Origin of the sequence: Wujia chipingensis (genome assembly GCF_014337155.1) — a bacterium.
Taxonomy (GTDB): domain Bacteria; phylum Bacillota; class Clostridia; order Lachnospirales; family Lachnospiraceae; genus Coprococcus_C; species Coprococcus_C hominis.
Genome location: NZ_CP060632.1, coordinates 1,527,328 through 1,546,465, shown reverse-complemented (window position 1 = coordinate 1,546,465; position 19,138 = coordinate 1,527,328). Strand labels below are relative to the sequence as shown.

The 19,138-nt window shown below is 44.5% G+C and carries 18 protein-coding genes and 1 tRNA gene; 16 read left to right on the top strand and 3 right to left on the bottom strand.

Annotated elements, in window-relative coordinates:
• Positions 1-2 precede the first annotated feature (2 nt).
• From rbfA to H9Q76_RS07175, 6 genes are all read left to right on the top strand, one after another.
• Entirely contained in the window at positions 3-383 is a 381-nt protein-coding gene (gene rbfA, locus H9Q76_RS07200; RefSeq protein WP_021985408.1) for a 30S ribosome-binding factor RbfA, read from the top strand.
• Positions 370-1,314, top strand: a complete 945-nt coding sequence (locus H9Q76_RS07195) for a DHH family phosphoesterase (protein ID WP_021985409.1) — start codon at positions 370-372, stop codon at positions 1,312-1,314. Before rbfA ends, H9Q76_RS07195 begins: the two co-directional genes overlap by 14 nt.
• Positions 1,311-2,216, top strand: a complete 906-nt coding sequence (gene truB, locus H9Q76_RS07190) for a tRNA pseudouridine(55) synthase TruB (protein ID WP_195540654.1) — start codon at positions 1,311-1,313, stop codon at positions 2,214-2,216. Before H9Q76_RS07195 ends, truB begins: the two co-directional genes overlap by 4 nt.
• Before the next feature lie 10 nt (positions 2,217-2,226).
• Positions 2,227-3,111: a bifunctional riboflavin kinase/FAD synthetase gene (locus tag H9Q76_RS07185; RefSeq protein WP_181985482.1), complete on the top strand. Its 885-nt coding sequence runs from the start codon at positions 2,227-2,229 to the stop codon at positions 3,109-3,111.
• Positions 3,102-3,173: transfer RNA gene (locus H9Q76_RS07180), tRNA-Arg, on the top strand. Before H9Q76_RS07185 ends, H9Q76_RS07180 begins: the two co-directional genes overlap by 10 nt.
• A gap of 31 nt (positions 3,174-3,204) precedes the next feature.
• Positions 3,205-3,870: a hypothetical protein gene (locus H9Q76_RS07175; protein WP_021985412.1), complete on the top strand. Its 666-nt coding sequence runs from the start codon at positions 3,205-3,207 to the stop codon at positions 3,868-3,870.
• 53 nt (positions 3,871-3,923) lie between these two features.
• Here H9Q76_RS07175 and H9Q76_RS07170 read toward each other — a convergent pair whose 3' ends face one another.
• A complete protein-coding gene (locus tag H9Q76_RS07170) occupies positions 3,924-4,403 on the bottom strand; it encodes an Lrp/AsnC family transcriptional regulator (RefSeq protein WP_021985413.1) in 480 nt (159 codons plus the stop codon).
• Positions 4,404-4,503: 100 nt separating this feature from the next.
• On the opposite strand from H9Q76_RS07170, the gene H9Q76_RS07165 reads away from it, so the two are divergent.
• The 3 genes from H9Q76_RS07165 to metA are packed head-to-tail and all read left to right on the top strand — an operon-like array spanning position 4,504 to position 8,151.
• Positions 4,504-5,214 (top strand): pseudouridine synthase, encoded by a 711-nt coding sequence (locus H9Q76_RS07165; RefSeq protein ID WP_249320878.1) that lies wholly within the window; start codon positions 4,504-4,506, stop codon positions 5,212-5,214.
• A gap of 18 nt (positions 5,215-5,232) precedes the next feature.
• Entirely contained in the window at positions 5,233-7,179 is a 1,947-nt protein-coding gene (gene ligA / locus H9Q76_RS07160; protein WP_021985415.1) for an NAD-dependent DNA ligase LigA, read from the top strand.
• 48 nt (positions 7,180-7,227) lie between these two features.
• Entirely contained in the window at positions 7,228-8,151 is a 924-nt protein-coding gene (gene metA, locus H9Q76_RS07155) for a homoserine O-acetyltransferase MetA (protein ID WP_021985416.1), read from the top strand.
• On the opposite strand, the gene H9Q76_RS07150 is transcribed toward metA, so the two are convergent.
• Positions 8,141-9,472, bottom strand: coding sequence for an oligosaccharide flippase family protein (locus H9Q76_RS07150; RefSeq protein WP_021985417.1), 1,332 nt, complete (start codon positions 9,470-9,472; stop codon positions 8,141-8,143). The genes metA and H9Q76_RS07150 overlap by 11 nt on opposite strands.
• 55 nt (positions 9,473-9,527) lie before the next feature.
• Between H9Q76_RS07150 and H9Q76_RS07145 the strand changes: the two genes are divergently transcribed.
• On the top strand, positions 9,528-10,712 hold the full coding sequence (locus H9Q76_RS07145; protein ID WP_249320877.1) for a cysteine desulfurase family protein: 1,185 nt from the start codon (positions 9,528-9,530) through the stop codon (positions 10,710-10,712).
• Here H9Q76_RS07145 and H9Q76_RS07140 read toward each other — a convergent pair.
• Positions 10,709-11,530 (bottom strand): histidinol-phosphatase HisJ family protein, encoded by an 822-nt coding sequence (locus tag H9Q76_RS07140; protein WP_249320876.1) that lies wholly within the window; start codon positions 11,528-11,530, stop codon positions 10,709-10,711. The genes H9Q76_RS07145 and H9Q76_RS07140 overlap by 4 nt on opposite strands.
• A 253-nt stretch (positions 11,531-11,783) precedes the next feature.
• On the opposite strand from H9Q76_RS07140, the gene gap reads away from it, so the two are divergent.
• The 6 genes from gap to H9Q76_RS07110 all read left to right on the top strand — a co-directional run bounded on the left by gap (position 11,784) and on the right by H9Q76_RS07110 (position 19,097).
• Positions 11,784-12,806 (top strand): type I glyceraldehyde-3-phosphate dehydrogenase, encoded by a 1,023-nt coding sequence (gap, locus tag H9Q76_RS07135; RefSeq protein ID WP_021985420.1) that lies wholly within the window; start codon positions 11,784-11,786, stop codon positions 12,804-12,806.
• Between the two features lie 98 nt (positions 12,807-12,904).
• On the top strand, positions 12,905-14,119 hold the full coding sequence (locus H9Q76_RS07130; RefSeq protein WP_021985421.1) for a phosphoglycerate kinase: 1,215 nt from the start codon (positions 12,905-12,907) through the stop codon (positions 14,117-14,119).
• A 23-nt stretch (positions 14,120-14,142) separates the two neighbouring features.
• Positions 14,143-14,889: a triose-phosphate isomerase gene (gene tpiA / locus H9Q76_RS07125; RefSeq protein WP_118670692.1), complete on the top strand. Its 747-nt coding sequence runs from the start codon at positions 14,143-14,145 to the stop codon at positions 14,887-14,889.
• 191 nt (positions 14,890-15,080) lie between these two features.
• A complete protein-coding gene (locus H9Q76_RS07120) occupies positions 15,081-15,743 on the top strand; it encodes a response regulator transcription factor (RefSeq protein WP_249320875.1) in 663 nt (220 codons plus the stop codon).
• Position 15,744: 1 nt separating this feature from the next.
• Positions 15,745-17,166: a sensor histidine kinase gene (locus H9Q76_RS07115; protein ID WP_118544960.1), complete on the top strand. Its 1,422-nt coding sequence runs from the start codon at positions 15,745-15,747 to the stop codon at positions 17,164-17,166.
• A 299-nt stretch (positions 17,167-17,465) separates the two neighbouring features.
• On the top strand, positions 17,466-19,097 hold the full coding sequence (locus tag H9Q76_RS07110) for a DUF6034 family protein (protein ID WP_021985426.1): 1,632 nt from the start codon (positions 17,466-17,468) through the stop codon (positions 19,095-19,097).
• The last annotated feature ends 41 nt before the right edge of the window (positions 19,098-19,138 follow it).

The following is a 19,138-nucleotide window of genomic DNA, read 5'->3' as shown; positions in this document are numbered from 1 at the left end:
AAATGAGAAAGACAAGTCATAAATCACAGCGAATCAATGGGGAAGTCCAGAAGGAACTTTCCCGGATCATTCGGATGGAGTTAAAAGATCCACGTATCAATCCCATGACATCGGTAACGGATGTCATGGTGACACAGGATCTGAAATATTGTAAGGCATATATCAGTGTATTAGGCGATGCAGAATCTGGTGCAGAGACGTTAAAGGGCTTAGAGCAGGCGAGTGGATTTATCCGCCGCGAGCTGGCGCGTACGATCAATCTCCGAAATACACCGGAGCTTACGTTTGTATTGGACACATCAATCGAGTATGGAAATTATATGTCTAAGCGTATCGATGAGGTAATCAAAGAGGATCAGAGTAAGCAGAATGAAGAAGAGTGAATTATTAAATCTAATTGAAGATGCAAAGACAATCGGAATATTCGGGCATATCCGCCCGGATGGCGATTGTGTTGGTTCGTGCTTAGGACTGTACAATTATATTCAGGACAACTATGACGCAGAGGTGACCGTGTATCTGGAGAAGATTCCAGATAAGTTTTCGTTCTTAAAGGGCGCGGATGCCATCTGCCATGAACCAGAGTCTCGTGTATTGGATCTTGCAATTTCTCTGGATTGTGGAGACCGCGATCGGCATGGAAGCTTCTATGAGCTTTTCGGTATGGCGAAGAAAAGTGCCTGCCTGGATCATCATAGAAGTAATCAGGGCTTTGGGGATTATTACTATTGTGATGCGGACGCATCTTCTGCAAGTGAAGTATTGTTCCGGCATATTGATCCAGAGAATATCTCGCTTGCCTGTGCAGAGTGTCTGTATCTCGGTATCGTACATGATACCGGCGTGTTCAAGTATTCGGCATGTACAAAGGATACAATGCAGGTAGCCGGTGAATTGCTCGCACATGGCGTGGATGCACAGAAGATTATCGACGATACCTTTTACAGAGTCAGCTACAAGCAGAATCTGCTTATGGGACAGGCGATGGTCAATGCAAAGCTGGCACTGTCCGGACAGGTTGTCTACACATTTGTGACAAAGGAGATGTTCGATACCTTTGGCTGCGGAAAAGAAGAGACAGATGGCATTGTGGATCGTATCCGCGTGATTGACGGTGTGGAGGTCGCGATATTTGTATACCAGCTTGGCGATGCAATGAAGGTCAGCCTGCGTTCTATCCGCAAAGTCAATGTGAGCAAGATTGCAGTTGCCTATGGCGGTGGCGGACATATCCGTGCGGCTGGCTTTGAAGTGACCGGCGATTTTGATACAGTCGTTGCAGATATTATAAAGATGATAGAGGAACAGCTTTGATAGACGGGATTTTAAATGTTTATAAAGAACAGGATTATACATCATTTGATGTCGTGGCAAAGCTTCGCGGCATCTTAAAACAGAAAAAGATCGGACATACCGGGACACTTGATCCAATGGCAGAAGGTGTCCTGTTGGTTTGTCTTGGTAAGGCGACAAAGCTGGTAGATCTTCTGACCGAAGGAGATAAATGCTACCGTGCGACGATGAAGCTTGGCTATGAGACGGATACCGAGGATGTGACCGGTGAGACGACTGCGGAAGGTGATGCAGCAGTGCTCGCGCAGCTGACACAGGCAGACGTGAAACGTGCAATTTTGTCCTTCATTGGCAAGTATGACCAGATACCACCGATGTATTCTGCCATCAAAAAGGATGGAAAAAAATTATACGAATATGCCAGAGCCGGAATCGAGGTCAAACGAGAACCAAGACCGGTTGAGATTTATGCAATCCAGGACATTACGAAGGAAGCGGACGATACTTACAGCTTTGATGTGTATTGTTCGAAAGGCACGTATATCCGGTCGTTGTGCCGGGATATCGGAAGAAAACTTTCTTGTCTGGCTGTGTTGTCCGGTTTACACCGGAAAGAAGTGCATGGATTTTCTGTGACAGATGCATTGACGCTGCAGGAGATCGAGGTACGGCAGGCAGATGGAACCCTGCAGGACGCAATCCTGCCAGTGGATGCACTTTTGAAACAGTATCCGGCATATGAGATTACCGAACAGGCAGAGAATTATCTGAGAAATGGAAACAAGCTTTCTCCTCGGTTTTTCAAAGATATGGGAGAAAGACGGGATACGAGAATCCGGGTGTATCATGCAGGCAAGTTTGTAGCCTTATATGATTACAAAGAGGAAGAACAGATATACAAACCATTTAAAATGTTTTTATGAGGAAACTGACGTGAAGAAACTAGCATACAATGACGTGAATATCGCAGATACTGTTGTGGCATTAGGAAAATTTGAGGGCTTGCACAAGGGACATATGTTGCTTATCAACAAAGTATTGCAGTTGTCCCATGAGGCAGGAAAACAATCGGTCGTATTTTCCATCGACATGCCGGGCACAAAGCGCATCTATACAATTCCAGAGCGGGATCGGCTGTTGGAGGAACTTGGTATAGACTGGAATGTTACTTGTGAATTTACGAAGAAGTTTGCGGCGATGAAGCCGGAGACATTTATCAAGGATGTGTTAGTGGAGCGGCTGCACCCGGAATATGTGGTCGTCGGCAATGATTTTCGGTTTGGCAAAAACCGGCAGGGCGATGTGACGATGCTGCAGGAATATGGAACCCGGTATGGCTTTGAAGTGCTTGCGTTTGAGAAGCTGCGGGAGCAGGGGACAATTATCAGTTCCTCCTATATTCGGGAGCAGATTGAACAGGGGGCAGTGGATGTCGTCCGTGAATATATGGGACGCCCATATAGTATTTCCGGGATTGTCCAGTATGGAAAACAGCTTGGAGCTACAATTGGATTCCCAACAGCCAACTTGATTCCAACGGAAGAAAAATTGTTAGTGCCAAATGGCGTATATGAGACGCGTGTCACAGTGAATAACCAGCATTATCGCGGTGTGACGAACGTGGGAGATAACCCGACCGTGGACGCAGATCATAAAATTAAGGTGGAGACAAATATTCTGGATTTCAATGAAAATCTATATGGAACCTGCCTGAAAATCGAATTTTTACGACAAATTCGAAAAGAAATAAAATTTGATAGCATAGAAGCCTTGAAAAATCAGATCAAATCGGATATACTAGAAGTCGCGCACCAGTAGCTCAGTGGATAGAGCAATGGCCTCCGGAGCCATGTGCGGAGGTTCGATTCCTCTCTGGTGCATTTTTGTATATTGTTGTTCGAAGGAGGACATATGAGTAAGAAGGGTAAAAAAGGAAAGAAAAAGATAGCAGGCCTGATGCTGTTCCTTGGCTGGATGATCTTTATTCTGCTTGCCGTTGTATTCTATTTCTATTTCTTCTCGGATCTGGATCTGAGAATGTTTAACAAAGACAAAGCGACGCAGACGGATGCACAGCAGACGAACCAGACCGGCTTTTCTTACGAGACAAATGCAAATCTGGATATCAATTCCCTGATTATAGAGTATTATGCAGCGTTGGCGGTTTGCGATCAGGACAAGCTGAAGACCTATGTTACAGATCCAAGCCAGTTCGATGATATGACCGTTTATCAGCAGCGTTCCGCTGTGATCAAGGCATATTCAAATGTGAATTGTTACACGATGCCGGGATACACGGAAGATGCGACACTTGTGTATGTAACAAGCAACTTGAGTATGGCGAACATTACAAGTGTTCCTCTGAATATTAATCAGTTCTATGTTGTGAAAACAGCAGATGGATATAAGATTGATAATTCAGCACATTCGCAGGAAGTTACGAATTACATCGAGACACAGAGTCAGTCAACGGATATTCAGAATCTGTACAAAGCAGTACAGGATAACGTAAACAGTTGTATTGCAAATGATGCGGCATTCGCAGAGTTCTACAATACGATCAGTTCCGGACAATAATAAAAAATAAGGGCTGTTGTTCGTCAACAGCCCTATTATTATATCCATGTATTTTACAAGAAATCATCCGCACCATCTTCGTCTTCGTCCTCATCGGCTGCACGGACATCAATGCCACGTGGCGGAACCGGAGTGGAGAATACGATCTGTGTTTCTGTGTTTCCGTATTTCTGGAGTTGCCCGATGAAAGTATCAAGCTCCATTGTGCTAGGGAAGCATACTTTAATCAACATGGAGTATGCACCGGTAACGCAGTTACACTCCAAAACGTTCGGACATGCTTGGATAAACGGGTAGAATTCCGGTTTCCGTTTTGGATCGAGCGCCATGTTTATAAAGGCTGTAATGTGATACCCGAGAGACACTGGGGCAACACTTGCGTGATAGCCGGAGATGATTCCGCTTTTCTCTAAACGCTCAATACGGGCAGAGACAGCGGGGGAGGAAAGAAATACTTTGCTTGCCAGATGCTTCAATGGATATCTGGCATTTTCCTGTAATAAGTGAAGAATTTTTTTATCAATATTATCCATAATATGCCTCCTTTACACTTTTTCTAAAATTTATAAAGCGATTATACAACTGTTAATATAAAAATGCAACTATAAAATTAATAAAATTAAGGGGAATGCCATGTCTAACGAAATTCGATTAAATAAATACTTAAGTGAAGCAGGAATCTGTTCCCGCCGGGAAGCCGACAGGCTGATTGAAGCCGGAAAGGTAACGGTGGATGGAACAATCGCGGATCTTGGAACACGCGTCGGCGATTCTTCAGTTGTTACCTGCAATGGAAAGCCGGTACATCTGCATACGAAAAAGGTGATCTATGCATACAATAAGCCGATCGGACAGGTCTGTACATCGAAGGATGCTGATCCGGACAGTATCTTCCGGTATGTAGAGTTCCCGGAGCGGGTAAACTATGTAGGACGTCTTGATAAGGATTCGACCGGACTTTTGCTTCTTACAAATGACGGAGATCTGGCAAATGAGATCCAGCGCTCCAGAAACAATCATGAAAAGGAATACCATGTGCGAGTCAACACAGATATCACAGAAGATTTTATTAAGAAGATGTCGGAGGGCGTTGAGATTTTAGATACGGTAACGAAACCATGTAAAGTCAAAAAGACCGGAACGAGAAATTTCTCGATCATATTGACACAGGGATTGAACCGGCAGATCCGGCGGATGTGCGATGCATTGCATGTACGGGTTGTGCACTTAAAGCGTGTCCGAATCATGAATATTCGTCTTGGAAGCTTACGACCGGGTGAGTTTCGGACGCTGACGCGGGACGAAGAACAGGAGCTGCGGAGACTGGTGCAGAAGAGATCGTGACAGGAAAAGGAGAAAATGATGGATGCAAAAACAGAGCGTATGAAAGAATTGGTGGAGCTGTTAAATCAGGCTTCCAAAGCATATTATCAGCAGGATACAGAGATCATGTCCAATCTGGAATATGATGCGTTGTATGATGAGCTTGCGGCGTTAGAGCAGGAGACCGGTCTGATCTTATCCAAAAGCCCGACACAGAATGTCGGTTACGAGATCATCAGTGAGCTGCCGAAGGAACGGCATCCGGCCCCAATGTTATCTTTGGACAAGACAAAAAGTGTTGAGGATCTGGCAGCGTGGCTGGGTGATAAAACAGGAGTCATGTCGTGGAAGATGGATGGACTGACGGTTGTATTGACTTACGAGGATGGCGTGCTTGTGAAGGCAGTCACACGTGGAAACGGCGAGATCGGTGAGGTCATCACGAACAATGCGAAGGTATTTGCGAATCTGCCGAACCAGATTGCGTACAAAGGTCCGCTTACGATCCGTGGCGAGGCGGTCATTACCTATACAGATTTTGAGCGTATCAATGCCACGATTCCGGATATTGACAGCAAATATAAAAACCCGAGAAACTTATGCTCCGGCAGTGTGCGGCAGCTCAATAATCAGATCACAGCCGAGCGGAATGTGCATTTCTTTGCGTTTAATATGCTTGATACCGGAGATGCGGAAATCGATGCAACGATGAATTCAAAGTTTGATTTCCTGACTTCACTTGGTTTTGAGGTTGTGGAACACGTCGATGTCACAGCGGCAACGATGCAGGAGATGGTCACACATTTTGCAGAGAAAATCGAGACGAACGATTTCCCATCTGATGGACTCGTGCTTTCGTTTGATGATGTGGAATATGGTAAAAGTCTTGGACGGACAGCGAAATTCCCGCGGGATTCGATCGCATTTAAATGGGCAGACGAGGAAGCGGAGACAACGCTTCGGCATATTGAGTGGAGTCCGTCCCGTACCGGGCTGATCAATCCGGTGGCAGTCTTTGATGCGGTATCGCTCGAAGGAACGTCTGTGAGCCGTGCCAGTGTCCACAATGTGAGCATTGTGAAGCAGTTACAGCTTGGAATCGGTGATACGATCAAGGTGTATAAGGCGAATATGATCATCCCGCAGATCAGTGAGAACCTGACGAAATCCGGTACACTCGAGATTCCGGATACTTGTCCGGCGTGTGGCGGTAAGACAGAGATCCGCGAGGACAATCAGGCACAGACGCTTGTATGTCCGAATCCGGCATGCCCGGCAAAGGCAATCAAGCTATTCACACATTTTGTATCACGAAACGCGATGAACATCGATGGTTTATCTGAGGCAACGCTTCAGAAGTTCTTAGACTGCGGCTTTATTGAAGAGTTGTATGATATCTACCGGATTGACCGCTATGAGACAGAAATCGTGAAATTAGAGGGCTTTGGGCAGAAGTCCTACGACAATATGATGGAGAGCATCGAGGCAAGCCGTACGACACAGCTTGCGCGTGTCCTGTATGGACTTGGAATTTTGAACGTCGGTACCGCCATGGCAAAATCCATCTGCAAATATTTCAAAGATGATGTGGAGGCAATTATCCATGCCGATGCAGCGCAGTTTGCCGAGATTGAGAAGATCGGCGATGTGATCGCAGAGGGCATTGTGGCATATTTCGCAGATCCGAACAATATCCGGGTACTGCGTGAGATCTTGAAGGAAGTGACACTTGTCGTCGAGGAGAATACGGCACCACAGGATCTCGAAGGCAAGACATTTGTCATTACTGGTTCACTCAATCATTTTGCAAACCGGGATGAACTTAAAAAATTGATCGAAGACCGTGGCGGAAAAGTCGCAGGCAGTGTTTCTTCGAAGACCACGTACCTGATCAATAACGATGTATTATCTTCCTCATCGAAGAATAAAAAGGCGAAATCATTGGGAATTCCGATTATTTCCGAGGATGATTTCTTGCAGTTATAAAAAATTCGTGGTATGCTTTAGCTTTAGAGAAGAAAAGAGGTTTTAGAGATGCCGATTAGAATAGACAACGATCTGCCAGTGAAGAAAGTACTGGAACAGGAAAATATATTTGTGATGGACGAACATCGTGCTATGACACAGGATATACGTCCACTTGACATTTTGATTTTAAATCTGATGCCGTTAAAGGAAGATACGGAGTTGCAGCTTCTGCGCAGCCTGTCAAACACACCACTGCAGGTAAATATCTCCTTTATCCGCACGATGTCCTATGAATCAAAGCATGTATCCGAATCACATTTGGAGCGTTTCTACAGTGACTTTGAACATGTAAAGAACAGGAAATGGGATGGTCTGATCATTACCGGAGCACCGGTGGAGAATATGGAGTTTGAGGAAGTGGAGTACTGGGATGAACTGACTGCTATCATGGACTGGTCAGTTACGAATGTTACGTCCACACTGCATATCTGCTGGGGTGCACAGGCGGGACTTTACTATCGTTATGGTGTGAAAAAATACCAGCTTCCAGAGAAGTTTTCCGGTGTGTATAAGCATTATACGTTCCATAAACGGACACCACTGGTACGTGGATTTGATGATTCATTCTTAGTGCCACAGTCCCGTTATACCGGTGTGGATAAACAGGCAATCGTCGATAATCCGCTTCTGGAGATCGTCGCAGAGTCCGATATTACAGGACCATACCTGATTATTGGAGAGGACGGCAAGAACATCTTCGTAACCGGACATCCAGAGTATGATACATTTACACTTGATCAGGAATATAAGCGTGACATCAAGCGTGGATTAAATCCGAACATTCCGGTCAATTATTACCCGGATGATGATCCGGAGCAGAAGCCGATCAAGTCATGGAGATGTCATGCGAATACACTGTATGCAAATTGGCTCAATTATTACGTCTACCAGAGCACCCCTTACGACTGGACGAAGAAGGTTACGAATTAAGGGACGCAAGCTTCGTGATCGTGAGTGCGTTGTGGAGCAGGTAGCCACCGAACATGCCGCATATGTATGCGTGGATGCCAAAATGTGGCACAAAGAAGATAATACATAAGATCCGCACACTGATGCCGAGAATATTGTAGATTAAGTTCTGGGTGGCGTAGCCGATTCCGTTCATAACGCTGGAAAGCGTTGTGGAGAGATAAATAAACGGACATAGAAATCCCATCAGCTGTAGCAGCGTTCCTGCTTCAGCACTTTCAAAGGCAAAGGTACAGATTGTTTTTCCGAAGAGTATATACAGGACACAGGCGAAGCTTCCAAGCATGATGCAGAAAAGAGCACTTGATACAAGTGCTTTTTTTATTGCTTCCGTATCGCGTTTCGCACACGCGTAAGAAATGGATGGAAGCAGCATCGTGGAAAGCGAGTTCGTGATCGTTGCCGGAAAAAGCAGAAATGGGATCACGATACCGGTGATGATACCGTACATTTCCATGCTTGTATCGGCGTTGTTGTAATACTGGAAAAGAAACGTCGGAAGTATGATTGCTTCAAAACTGGAAAATAACGTAAAAATCAGGTTGTTGGAAGTAATTGGAATAATGTCTTTCAGCATTGGAATCATAAGGGATGATTTCTTTTTCACTGAAATGCACATATCTTTATCTGGCAATCTGTTCGCTTGATTCTGCTTTCTTCGGAACAAGATATAACAGCTGACCGCGTAAAATGTGGCGCCCATCTCGCCGATCACAACACCGAGTACAGCCGTTTTGGCGTCAACATGATCCTGCATATAAGAGATGGCAAGAAGGTAGACGGAACCAATCCGTATAATCTGTTCGATCAACTGGCAGCTTCCGGAGAAAACCGGTTTTTCATGTCCGATAAAAAATGCATTGATGCAGGCTTTTATGGCGACAAATGGAACCGCTGGTGAGAGAATGCGCAACAGGATACGGCAGTCGGTATTTTTCAGGATATGCATGGCGATGAAGTCACAGCCAAAGAAAAAGCAGGCAGAGACAAGCAGGCTCAGCACAAAACTCAAAAATCCACCGAAGCAAAGCGCACGGCGAGTATCGGAATATTTTTTCTTGCCAAGCAGATAGGATACATGTTTGGTAATCGTTGTTGCGATTCCCTGACAGCAAAAAGAAATGCCTAAGATGTAAAGTGGAAAAATAAGCTGATAAGTTCCAAGCTCTTTAACACCAATCAGCCGCGTCAGGAATATTCTATTATAAAAGCCGAGACATTTGGTCAGGATGCCGGTTATGGTCAGTATCAGGGTTCCTTTGATGATGGTTCGTTTTGACATGATGCTCATTTCCTGCCGGAGTCTTGGTTTATTATATTGGATAGGGCGATAAAATATGACAGTTTATATGGATCACGCAGCGACGACGAGCACCCATCCGGAAGTGATTCGTGCCATGCAGCCGTATTTTCACGACAAATTTGCGAACCCTTCCGGCATTTACAGTATCGCAAAGGAAAACCGGCAGAAGATAGAAAAATGCCGTCAGATGATCGCGGATACCCTGCATGCGAAAAAGAACGAGATTTATTTCACGGCAGGCGGTTCGGAGGGCGATAACTGGGCGTTAAAAGAGATTGCAGACACATACAGTAAAAAGGGCAGACATATCATCACGACAAAGCTGGAGCATCACGGAATCCTGCATACATGCGAATACCTCGAAAGGCATGGATTCGAGGTCACATATCTGGATGTGGATATATACGGACGTGTGAATCCGGTACAGGTGGAGCGGGCAATCCGGAAGGATACGATTTTAATATCCGTGATGTTTGCAAACAATGAGATTGGAACGATACAGCCGATCGGTGAGATCGGAGCAATCGCCAGACGGCACAATGTATTATTTCATACGGATGCGGTGCAGGCGTATGGACAGATTCCAATTGACGTTGCATGCCTGCAGGTCGATCTGCTTACTGCGAGCGGACACAAATTCCGCGGGCCAAAGGGGACAGGATTTTTGTATGTGCGGGATGGCGTGAAACTGCAAAGTCTGATCCACGGTGGCGCACAGGAGCAGGGACTTCGGGCAGGAACGGAAAATGTCCCCGGTATCGTTGGGCTTGCGACTGCCGCATACATTGCGGATGCCGCGATGGAACAGCGGATGAAGTATGAAATACAGATCCGTGAGTATATGATCGGTGAACTACTTACAACGATTCCGTACAGCCAGTTAAATGGACATCCGGAACAGAGACTCCCGAACAATATCAATATTTCCTTTCAGTTTGTGGATGGTGGGGCATTGCTGGTTATGCTGGATACACTCGGCATCTGTGCCTCTGGTGGATCGGCATGCACATCTGCGTCGAAAGAACCGTCCCATGTGTTAAAGGCAATCGGGCTTTCCGACGAACTGGCGCGTGGCACGATTCGGCTGACGATCGGGGAAGAGACAACAAAAAAGGATGCAGACTATGTGATTGCCTGCATCCGGGAACTCGTCGGGGGACTGCGGGAACAGTCACCTTTTTATGAGGATTACCAGTCGCGTTTTCACGCGGTAGATTAAGGAATCTTATGGAATTCCGGTTTGCGTTCTTTAAATGTCGTATAGTAACGGAAACCATGGGAGAGCAGCAGATCTCTTGCAGCATCAAAGCCGTAGCCGATATGCTCTGCATGATGCGCGTCGCTTCCGACAGTGATAATTTCTCCTCCGGCATCCTTGTACATTTTCAGGATATCTGTATGAGGATGCGGGAAAGAGAGACCACGGTATAAGCTTCCGGTGTTGATCTCGATACCCTGACCACGGGCGACAAGAATCTGAAACAGCTCTTCAAAGATATCTGCATAATCGCGGATATCAAAAAGATCCGCCTTTGTCTTTCCGTAGCGCACGATATAATCAAGGTGTCCACATACATTGAAGTTGTCAAATTCTTTTACACAGGCAAGCAGCGTCTCAAAATAATGCCGGTAGGCAGACAGATCTTCCTTTCCCTCGAAATATTCCGGGTAGTATGGGTCCATGCCGTCGACGACATGCAGGCTGCAGATGATAAAATCCAGTTCCGGGTGTGCCTGCACGAAGGCATTTAATTTTTTCGTTGTCGATGGCATCACGCCAAGTTCCACACCCACGCGAAGATCAAACTCCGGGACAAGCTTCTCAGAAAGAGCGTGGTAAGTGCGATAGTAGGAATCCAGATCTAAATCAAAATCCACATCCGGTTCCTCAGGACGAACCGGGAAATCCATGTCATAATGATCTGTAACGCAGAGGGCAGACAAGCCTTTTTCTTTTGCGGAGGCGATCACTGCCTGCATTGGTTCGTCACAGTCACTGGAAAAATCCGTATGAAAATGATAATCGGGAAATAGCATGGTTTAATCCTCCTGTAAAATATAATGCATAAAATACTATGATTTCACGAAAGCTATGATTGCTAATTATAACGTATAATCTTATAAAATCCAATAAATTTGGAAAATCACGCACTTTTTGAAAAAAATTACAAAAAATAGTCTTGAATTTTACTATAAAAGAAGTTATGATATTTGATGTAAGTTTTTAGATGAATTACTGCAGCCATGCAGTATTTAAATCTTAATAATTAAAACTTAGGAGGATTAAAAAATGGCAGTAAAAGTAGCAATTAATGGTTTTGGACGTATCGGACGTCTTGCATTCAGACAGATGTTTGACGCAGAAGGTTATGAAGTAGTTGCAATCAACGACTTGACAAAGCCTTCTATGCTTGCTCACCTTTTGAAGTATGATTCATCACAGGGTAAGTATCAGTATGCAGATCAGGTTTCTGCTGATGATGAAGCAGGTACAATCACAGTTTGTGGTAAGACACTTAAGATCTATGCTGAGGCAGATGCTAAGAATCTTCCATGGGGAGAGCTTGATGTAGACGTTGTACTTGAGTGTACAGGTTTCTATGTATCAAAGGCTAAGTCACAGGCTCATATCGATGCAGGTGCTAAGAAGGTAGTTATTTCAGCTCCAGCTGGTAACGATCTTCCTACAATCGTATATAGCGTAAACGAGAACACACTTACAGCAGATGACAAGATCATCTCTGCAGCTTCTTGTACAACAAACTGTCTTGCTCCTATGGCTAAGGCACTTAACGATTACGCTCCAATCCAGTCAGGTATCATGTCAACAATCCACGCTTACACAGGTGATCAGATGGTACTTGATGGACCACACAGAAAGGGTGATTTCAGACGTGCTCGTGCAGCAGCTGTAAACATCGTTCCTAACTCAACAGGTGCAGCTAAGGCTATCGGTCTTGTTATCCCAGAGCTTAATGGAAAGCTCATCGGTTCTGCACAGAGAGTTCCTGTACCTACAGGTTCTACAACAATCCTTACAGCAGTTGTTAAGGGTAAGGACGTAACTAAGGAAGGCATCAACGCTGCTATGAAGGCTGCAGCTTCTGAGTCTTATGGTTACAATGAGGAGCAGATCGTATCTTCAGATATCGTTGGTATGAGATATGGTTCACTCTTCGATGCTACACAGACAATGGTAGCTCAGATCGCTGACGATCTTTACGAGGTTCAGGTTGTTTCTTGGTATGATAACGAGAACTCATACACAAGCCAGATGGTTAGAACAATCAAGTACTTCGCTGAGTTGGCTTAATTTCTAGTCAGACTCTCTTAGAGAAGACCTACAAGGGTCCGGTCTTAATTGGACCGGGCCCTTATTTTTATCATTTCAAAATCCAGGAGGAATTTATAATGTCATTAAATAAGAAATCCGTTGATGATATCAACGTAAAGGGACTTCGTGTTCTTTGCAGATGCGACTTTAACGTACCTTTGAAGAACGGCGAGATTACAGACGAGAATCGTCTGGTTGCAGCTCTTCCAACAATCAAGAAGCTGATCGCTGATGGCGGTAAGGTTATCCTTTGCTCTCACCTTGGAAAGGTTAAGACAGAGGAAGACAAGCAGACAAAGACTCTTGCACCAGTTGCAAAGAGACTGACAGAGCTTCTTGGACAGGAAGTAAAGTTTGTACCAAGCTTAGAGGTTGTTGACGATACAGTTCGTGCAGCTGTAGACGCTATGAAGGATGGCGAGGTTATCCTTCTTGAGAATACACGTTTCAGAGCAGAAGAGACAAAGAACGGAGAGGCTTTCTCTAAGGATCTTGCAAGCATCTGTGACGTATTCGTAAACGATGCATTTGGTACAGCACACAGAGCACACTGCTCAAACGTTGGTGTAGCTGCACTTGTTGATACAGCTGTTGTTGGATATCTGATGCAGAAGGAAATCGATTTCCTCGGAAATGCAGTTGAGAATCCTGTAAGACCTTTCGTTGCTATCCTTGGTGGTGCAAAGGTTGCTGATAAGCTGAACGTTATCTCTAACCTTCTTGAGAAGTGCGATACACTCATCATCGGTGGTGGTATGGCTTACACATTCCTCAAGGCTAAGGGATATGAGATCGGTAAGTCACTTGTTGACGAGACAAAGCTTGACTACTGTAAGGAAATGATGGAGAAGGCTGAGAAGCTTGGCAAGAAGCTTCTGCTTCCAGTAGACTCTGTTATGATCGACGATTTCCCTAACCCAATCGATGATCCTACAATCGCTACAACAATCTGTGATGCAGATAAGATGGATGCATCTAAGGAAGGCTGCGATATCGGACCTAAGACAATCGAGCTTTACTCAGAGGCTGTTAAGACAGCTAAGACAGTTGTATGGAACGGACCTATGGGTGTATTCGAGAACCCGGTTCTTGCAACAGGTACAAAGGCAGTTGCAGCAGCACTTGCTGAGACAGACGCTACAACAATCATCGGTGGTGGTGATTCTGCAGCAGCTGTTAACCAGCTTGGCTATGGCGACAAGATGAGCCACATCTCAACAGGTGGTGGAGCTTCACTTGAGTTCTTGGAAGGTAAGGAACTGCCAGGTGTTGCAGCAGCTAACGATAAGTAATTATATTTAAGGAGATAAAAGAAATGGCAAGAAAGAGAATTATTGCAGGTAACTGGAAGATGAACATGACTCCATCAGAGGCTGTAAAGCTTGTTGAGGAGTTAAAGCCATTAGTAGTAAATGATGATGTAGATGTAGTTTACTGTGTACCAGCTATTGACATCGTTCCTGTTGTTGAGGCTGTTAAGGACACAAACGTACAGGTTGGTGCTGAGAACTTCTACATTGAGGACAAGGGTGCTTACACAGGTGAGATCAGTGCACCAATGCTTGTAGATGCAGGTGTGAAGTATGTAATCATTGGACATTCAGAGCGTCGTGAGTACTTCAAGGAAGACGATGCATTCCTGAACAAGAAGGTGAAGAAGGCAATCGCTTCCGGACTTACACCAATCCTTTGCTGTGGTGAGACACTGGAGCAGAGAGAGATGGGTGTAACAATGGATTGGATCAGACTTCAGATCAAGTCTGACCTTGCAGGTGTTGCAGCAGATGATGTTAAGAATCTTGTAATCGCTTACGAGCCAATCTGGGCGATCGGTACAGGTAAGACAGCTACATCTGATCAGGCTGAGGAAGTATGTAAGGGTATCCGTGAACTCATCGCTGAGGTTTATGACACAGATACAGCAGAGGCAGTTCGTATTCAGTACGGCGGTTCTATGAACGCTGGCAATGCGAAGGAGCTTCTTGCAAAGCCAAACATCGATGGTGGTTTGATCGGTGGTGCTTCTCTGAAGGCTGAGTTCGGTCAGGTTGTAAATGCATAATAAGTATTGATATACTTTGGTATTGATGTATAAACAGACTGTCTGTTCACATGTATGTGTGAGCAGGCAGTTTTTTTGTAAATGATTTGTAAATCCTATAATTTGGATGAGAAATCTGAGAATAGATGTGTTAAGATAAGAATATCTGGGAATCGAAATTCCTATTTTGTGGATAAGTAAGGGGAACAGATATGCAGAAGACAAGAATCTTAATTGTAGAAGATGAGACAGCAATTGCGAAGATGATCGCGATGAATCTTCGTGTGGCAAATTACGATGCGGTAATCTATGAAGATGGTGCAGAAGCGGCAAAGGGATTAGAACAGGATCATGCATATGACCTTGCGTTGTTAGATGTGATGGTTCCGGGTATGGATGGATTTACATTGCTTCCAATCGTGCAGGAGTATGGAATTCCGGTTATCTTCCTGACAGCGAAGGATGATCTGGCGTCGAAGATCCAGGGCTTAAAAGGCGGTGCGGAAGATTATATTGTAAAGCCATTCGAAGTACTGGAGCTTCTGGTACGGATTGAGAAGGTGCTTGCCCGTACAAAGCCGGAAGAGCATACATTATCGGTGCTGAATCTGGAGATTGACTTCGAACAGCATACCGTCCGGCAGGATGGCAAAGAAGTATCACTAAAACCGATGGAATTCGAACTACTGGCTGTGCTTGCCAGAAACAAAAACCGCGCGATATCCAGAGAGAATCTGCTTCGCATGGTCTGGGGCGTCGAATATATAGGCGAGACACGTACCGTGGATGTTCATATCGGACAGCTTCGGAAGAAACTGAATCTGGCAGATCATATTAAGACTGTATCAAAGCTCGGATACAGATTGGAGGAGTAAGTTGAAACTTCAAACATGGATTACATGGCTTTGCTGTATGGCAGTTTTAATTGCAACAATCATCGTAGATGTGCTTGTATGGAATGTCGAGCGGAAAAATATAATGAGTGAGGCGACCTCAAATGCCTTAAATGAGATGTATTCTCTTGCGGATGCGTATAATCAGACGTTTGAGCGAAGTCAGTTTACAAGTAACTCGGATGAAGTTATGGATATACAACTACAGTATTTCTTCAAGACAAGATTGGATGAATACACAATCTGTGTCCGCTATCAGGAAATAGATGGAACTTTGGTCAATGATGCCGAGCACGGGTATTTTGTATATAATCATACGGTTCTTTCTCTGGATGATGTTGAGAATAACGATTATAATTCGATTGCGAATGAAACGATTTCCTATGGAACGCTACACTATCAGGATTCCGAATATCTAATCTGTAAATATACGACGAAAAACAGATTAAGCATCTATCATCTGACGTGCATTGATTATGCAAAGGATAAACTTCGAAATCTGACGATGTATATGATTGTAATCACATTTAGTGTTATGGTTGTAATGAGTATCATTGTCGCGTTGATTCTCCGGCATAGTCTTCGTTCACTCAAGGAACTGAACGCGACAGCCGCGGATATTGCGAAGGGAAATTATGACAAGCGTGTGAATGTCAGAGGGAAAAATGAAATTGCGACACTTGGTACGACTTTTAACCAGATGGCGGAAGCTGTCGAGACACGTACAAAGTCATTGGAGGAATCGGAACGGCAGAAGACGCTTTTCATGGGGAATCTGACACATGAGCTGAAAACTCCGCTTGCCGCAATCTCCGGGTATGCGCAGACCTTGCTTACCGTGCGGCTGGATGAGGCGGATGAAGCTGAGGCACTTGGCTATATCGACGAGGAATGCAAGCGGCTTGAACGTTTGTCGAAGAAGATGCTGCGCCTGTTGGAACTTGATACGGAGCAGAAGCTGGAATTGCATGAGATTCCGGTCAGACAGCTCTTTGAACGGACGGGGCGTTTGTGCCGGAAGCTACTAGAGACAAAAGGTGTCACGCTTCAGTATGAGGAACACGGTGAGTGTTTCCTGGCGGAGGAAGATCTGATGACCGAAGTGCTTGTGAATCTCGTGGATAACGCAAATAAGGCAAGCAAGCAGGGAGATACGATCCGGTTGATTGCGAATGATCATCAGATTCTGGTGCAGGATACAGGATGCGGAATTCCGGAAGAGGAGCAAAAGAAGATTCTGGAGCCTTTTTATATGATTGACAAATCGCGCAGCCGGAAGAACGGCGGTGCCGGGCTGGGACTGGCGCTTACGGCATTAATCCTGAAACGGCATGATGTGACATTGGCAATCGAGAGTGAGGAAGGAAAAGGCACGACAATGATTTTGAATTTTCCGGTAGGCTAGTTCGGGTGAGATGGCGATAATATTTTGATATGTCGTACTTGTTGATATGTATGAGCATAATTCTAATATATGATATTGGTAATTGGTTGAATAAATGGCATATTGGGAGGTTTCCTCCGGATATGCCATTTTTTATGAATTTACAATTTGTTTAAATAATGATGAATACTCGATGTGGTATGAAGTGTTAACATAACATCAACATACAGAGAAACATATTTATCATGCTTAAAAGCCAGATAAATATCATTGAAACTCACTAAAACTAATAGTAAGAAGAGCAGAAAGGAATAACAACCATGAGAAAATATAAACGTATTGCAAGTATCTTCGTTGCAGCCACACTTACCGCATCATTATTTGCGGGGTGCCAGAAGAGTCCGGAGAAAGAAATCGTATCGAATAAAGACATGGATAATATGATCGAGCAGGCACAGGATACGCAGTCGTCAACAACCGAGGTTGCGGAGGTTGCCAAGGATTATGATACCTATCAGACTGATATCAAGGATGACAGCCTGCATGTGACAGTCCATGCGGACGCACAGGTAGATATCCCGGATACGAGTCAGTTGTCAATCTTCCGTGTACAGCAGATGCAGTTTGATCAGGCGTTTCTCGATCAGGTACGGACTACTTTATTTGGAGAGCAGACATTGTATGACGGAACCTGCTTGAGTCAGTTGACAAAAGCGGATTATGAGTCCGAGATTCAGGCCGGAAAAGATGACATTGCGGAAATTCAAAACAATAACTTATATTCGGATGATGATAAAGAGGTTATGATACAGGAGCGGCAGTCTAACATTGATGAATGTCAGGCAAAGTATGAGACTGCACCAGAAGCAATCAACTATACCGGCAGTCCATCGGATAATCAGATTCACAGTATTTCAGAGCTTGTATCAAACAATCCATCCAATGAATATTATTCATGGCAGAGTGAATTTGATGGTGCAAATGCCAGTATCTTTTACGGAATCAACGATGCTTCCAATGGTTCATATCAGTCACTGTATCTGCAGAACAATGAGAACTATGGAAATCTGATCCGATATCGAAGCTCAAAACTTGGATATATTAATGTTGGTTCCTCTGTTATGAGTGGTGGAAATTACTCAGATGCAGTACCGGAAGAATATAAGTTTGCAATGGAGGAAGCACACTGGGTATGGCCGGCAGATGAGGATATGCCGATTGACAAAATCAGCGAAGAAAGCGGTATGGCAAAAGAGGATTTCATCGAGAATACGAAAGATGTGACAACGATTTCCGAAGCGGATGCCAGACAGAAGGCAGAAGATCTGTTGCAGTCTTTAGGGATGCATGATTTTACATATTATAGCGGTGGACTTGTCACGGAAGTGACAGAGTATAACAAAATTGAAGCCCTGCGTCAGAGCCTTGGTGGAGCTCCATATCGAACAGTCTATGCTTTCCGGTATCAGCGATGTATCGATGGTGTTTTCGTAAACAACGACGGTGGAAGCAAGATCGTTGATGAATGGCAGGGAGATACTTATAACAAAAAATTATGGTCGACCGAAGATGTAGTAGTCTTCGTAGATGACGATGGCATTGTTGGATTTGATTATCTTGTTCCACTGGAAGTTACCGATACGGTTGTAGAAAAATCAACATTGAAGAACTTTGATGAGGTCAAGGATATCTTTGAACAGATGGCAATTACAATGAATGCGGTGAATTCGGAAGAGGCAAGTGACGGAAATGTAACGATTGATATTGATTCTGTGAAGCTTCGCTATACAAGAATCAGCGAGAAAGACAGCTTTGATACCGGACTTTTGGTTCCGGTCTGGGATTTTATCGGAACAAAAACAGACCAATATGGATATGAGGTTCAAAACGCAGTTATTATGTCCATCAATGCGATTGATGGTTCGGTGATTGACCGAAGTCTTGGGTATTAGAAAACGAAAAAAATGGGATTTATGATGAATGACAAAAGGAA

Coding starts and splice junctions, on each gene's coding strand:
- rbfA (WP_021985408.1), top strand. CDS start 3: ATGAGAAAGACAAGTCATAAATCACAGCGAATCAATGGGGAAGTCCAG.
- H9Q76_RS07195 (WP_021985409.1), top strand. CDS start 370: ATGAAGAAGAGTGAATTATTAAATCTAATTGAAGATGCAAAGACAATC.
- H9Q76_RS07175 (WP_021985412.1), top strand. CDS start 3,205: ATGAGTAAGAAGGGTAAAAAAGGAAAGAAAAAGATAGCAGGCCTGATG.
- H9Q76_RS07170 (WP_021985413.1), bottom strand. CDS start 4,403: ATGGATAATATTGATAAAAAAATTCTTCACTTATTACAGGAAAATGCC.
- H9Q76_RS07165 (WP_249320878.1), top strand. CDS start 4,504: ATGTCTAACGAAATTCGATTAAATAAATACTTAAGTGAAGCAGGAATC.
- ligA (WP_021985415.1), top strand. CDS start 5,233: ATGGATGCAAAAACAGAGCGTATGAAAGAATTGGTGGAGCTGTTAAAT.
- metA (WP_021985416.1), top strand. CDS start 7,228: ATGCCGATTAGAATAGACAACGATCTGCCAGTGAAGAAAGTACTGGAA.
- H9Q76_RS07150 (WP_021985417.1), bottom strand. CDS start 9,472: ATGTCAAAACGAACCATCATCAAAGGAACCCTGATACTGACCATAACC.
- H9Q76_RS07145 (WP_249320877.1), top strand. CDS start 9,528: ATGACAGTTTATATGGATCACGCAGCGACGACGAGCACCCATCCGGAA.
- H9Q76_RS07140 (WP_249320876.1), bottom strand. CDS start 11,530: ATGCTATTTCCCGATTATCATTTTCATACGGATTTTTCCAGTGACTGT.
- gap (WP_021985420.1), top strand. CDS start 11,784: ATGGCAGTAAAAGTAGCAATTAATGGTTTTGGACGTATCGGACGTCTT.
- H9Q76_RS07130 (WP_021985421.1), top strand. CDS start 12,905: ATGTCATTAAATAAGAAATCCGTTGATGATATCAACGTAAAGGGACTT.
- tpiA (WP_118670692.1), top strand. CDS start 14,143: ATGGCAAGAAAGAGAATTATTGCAGGTAACTGGAAGATGAACATGACT.
- H9Q76_RS07120 (WP_249320875.1), top strand. CDS start 15,081: ATGCAGAAGACAAGAATCTTAATTGTAGAAGATGAGACAGCAATTGCG.
- H9Q76_RS07110 (WP_021985426.1), top strand. CDS start 17,466: ATGAGAAAATATAAACGTATTGCAAGTATCTTCGTTGCAGCCACACTT.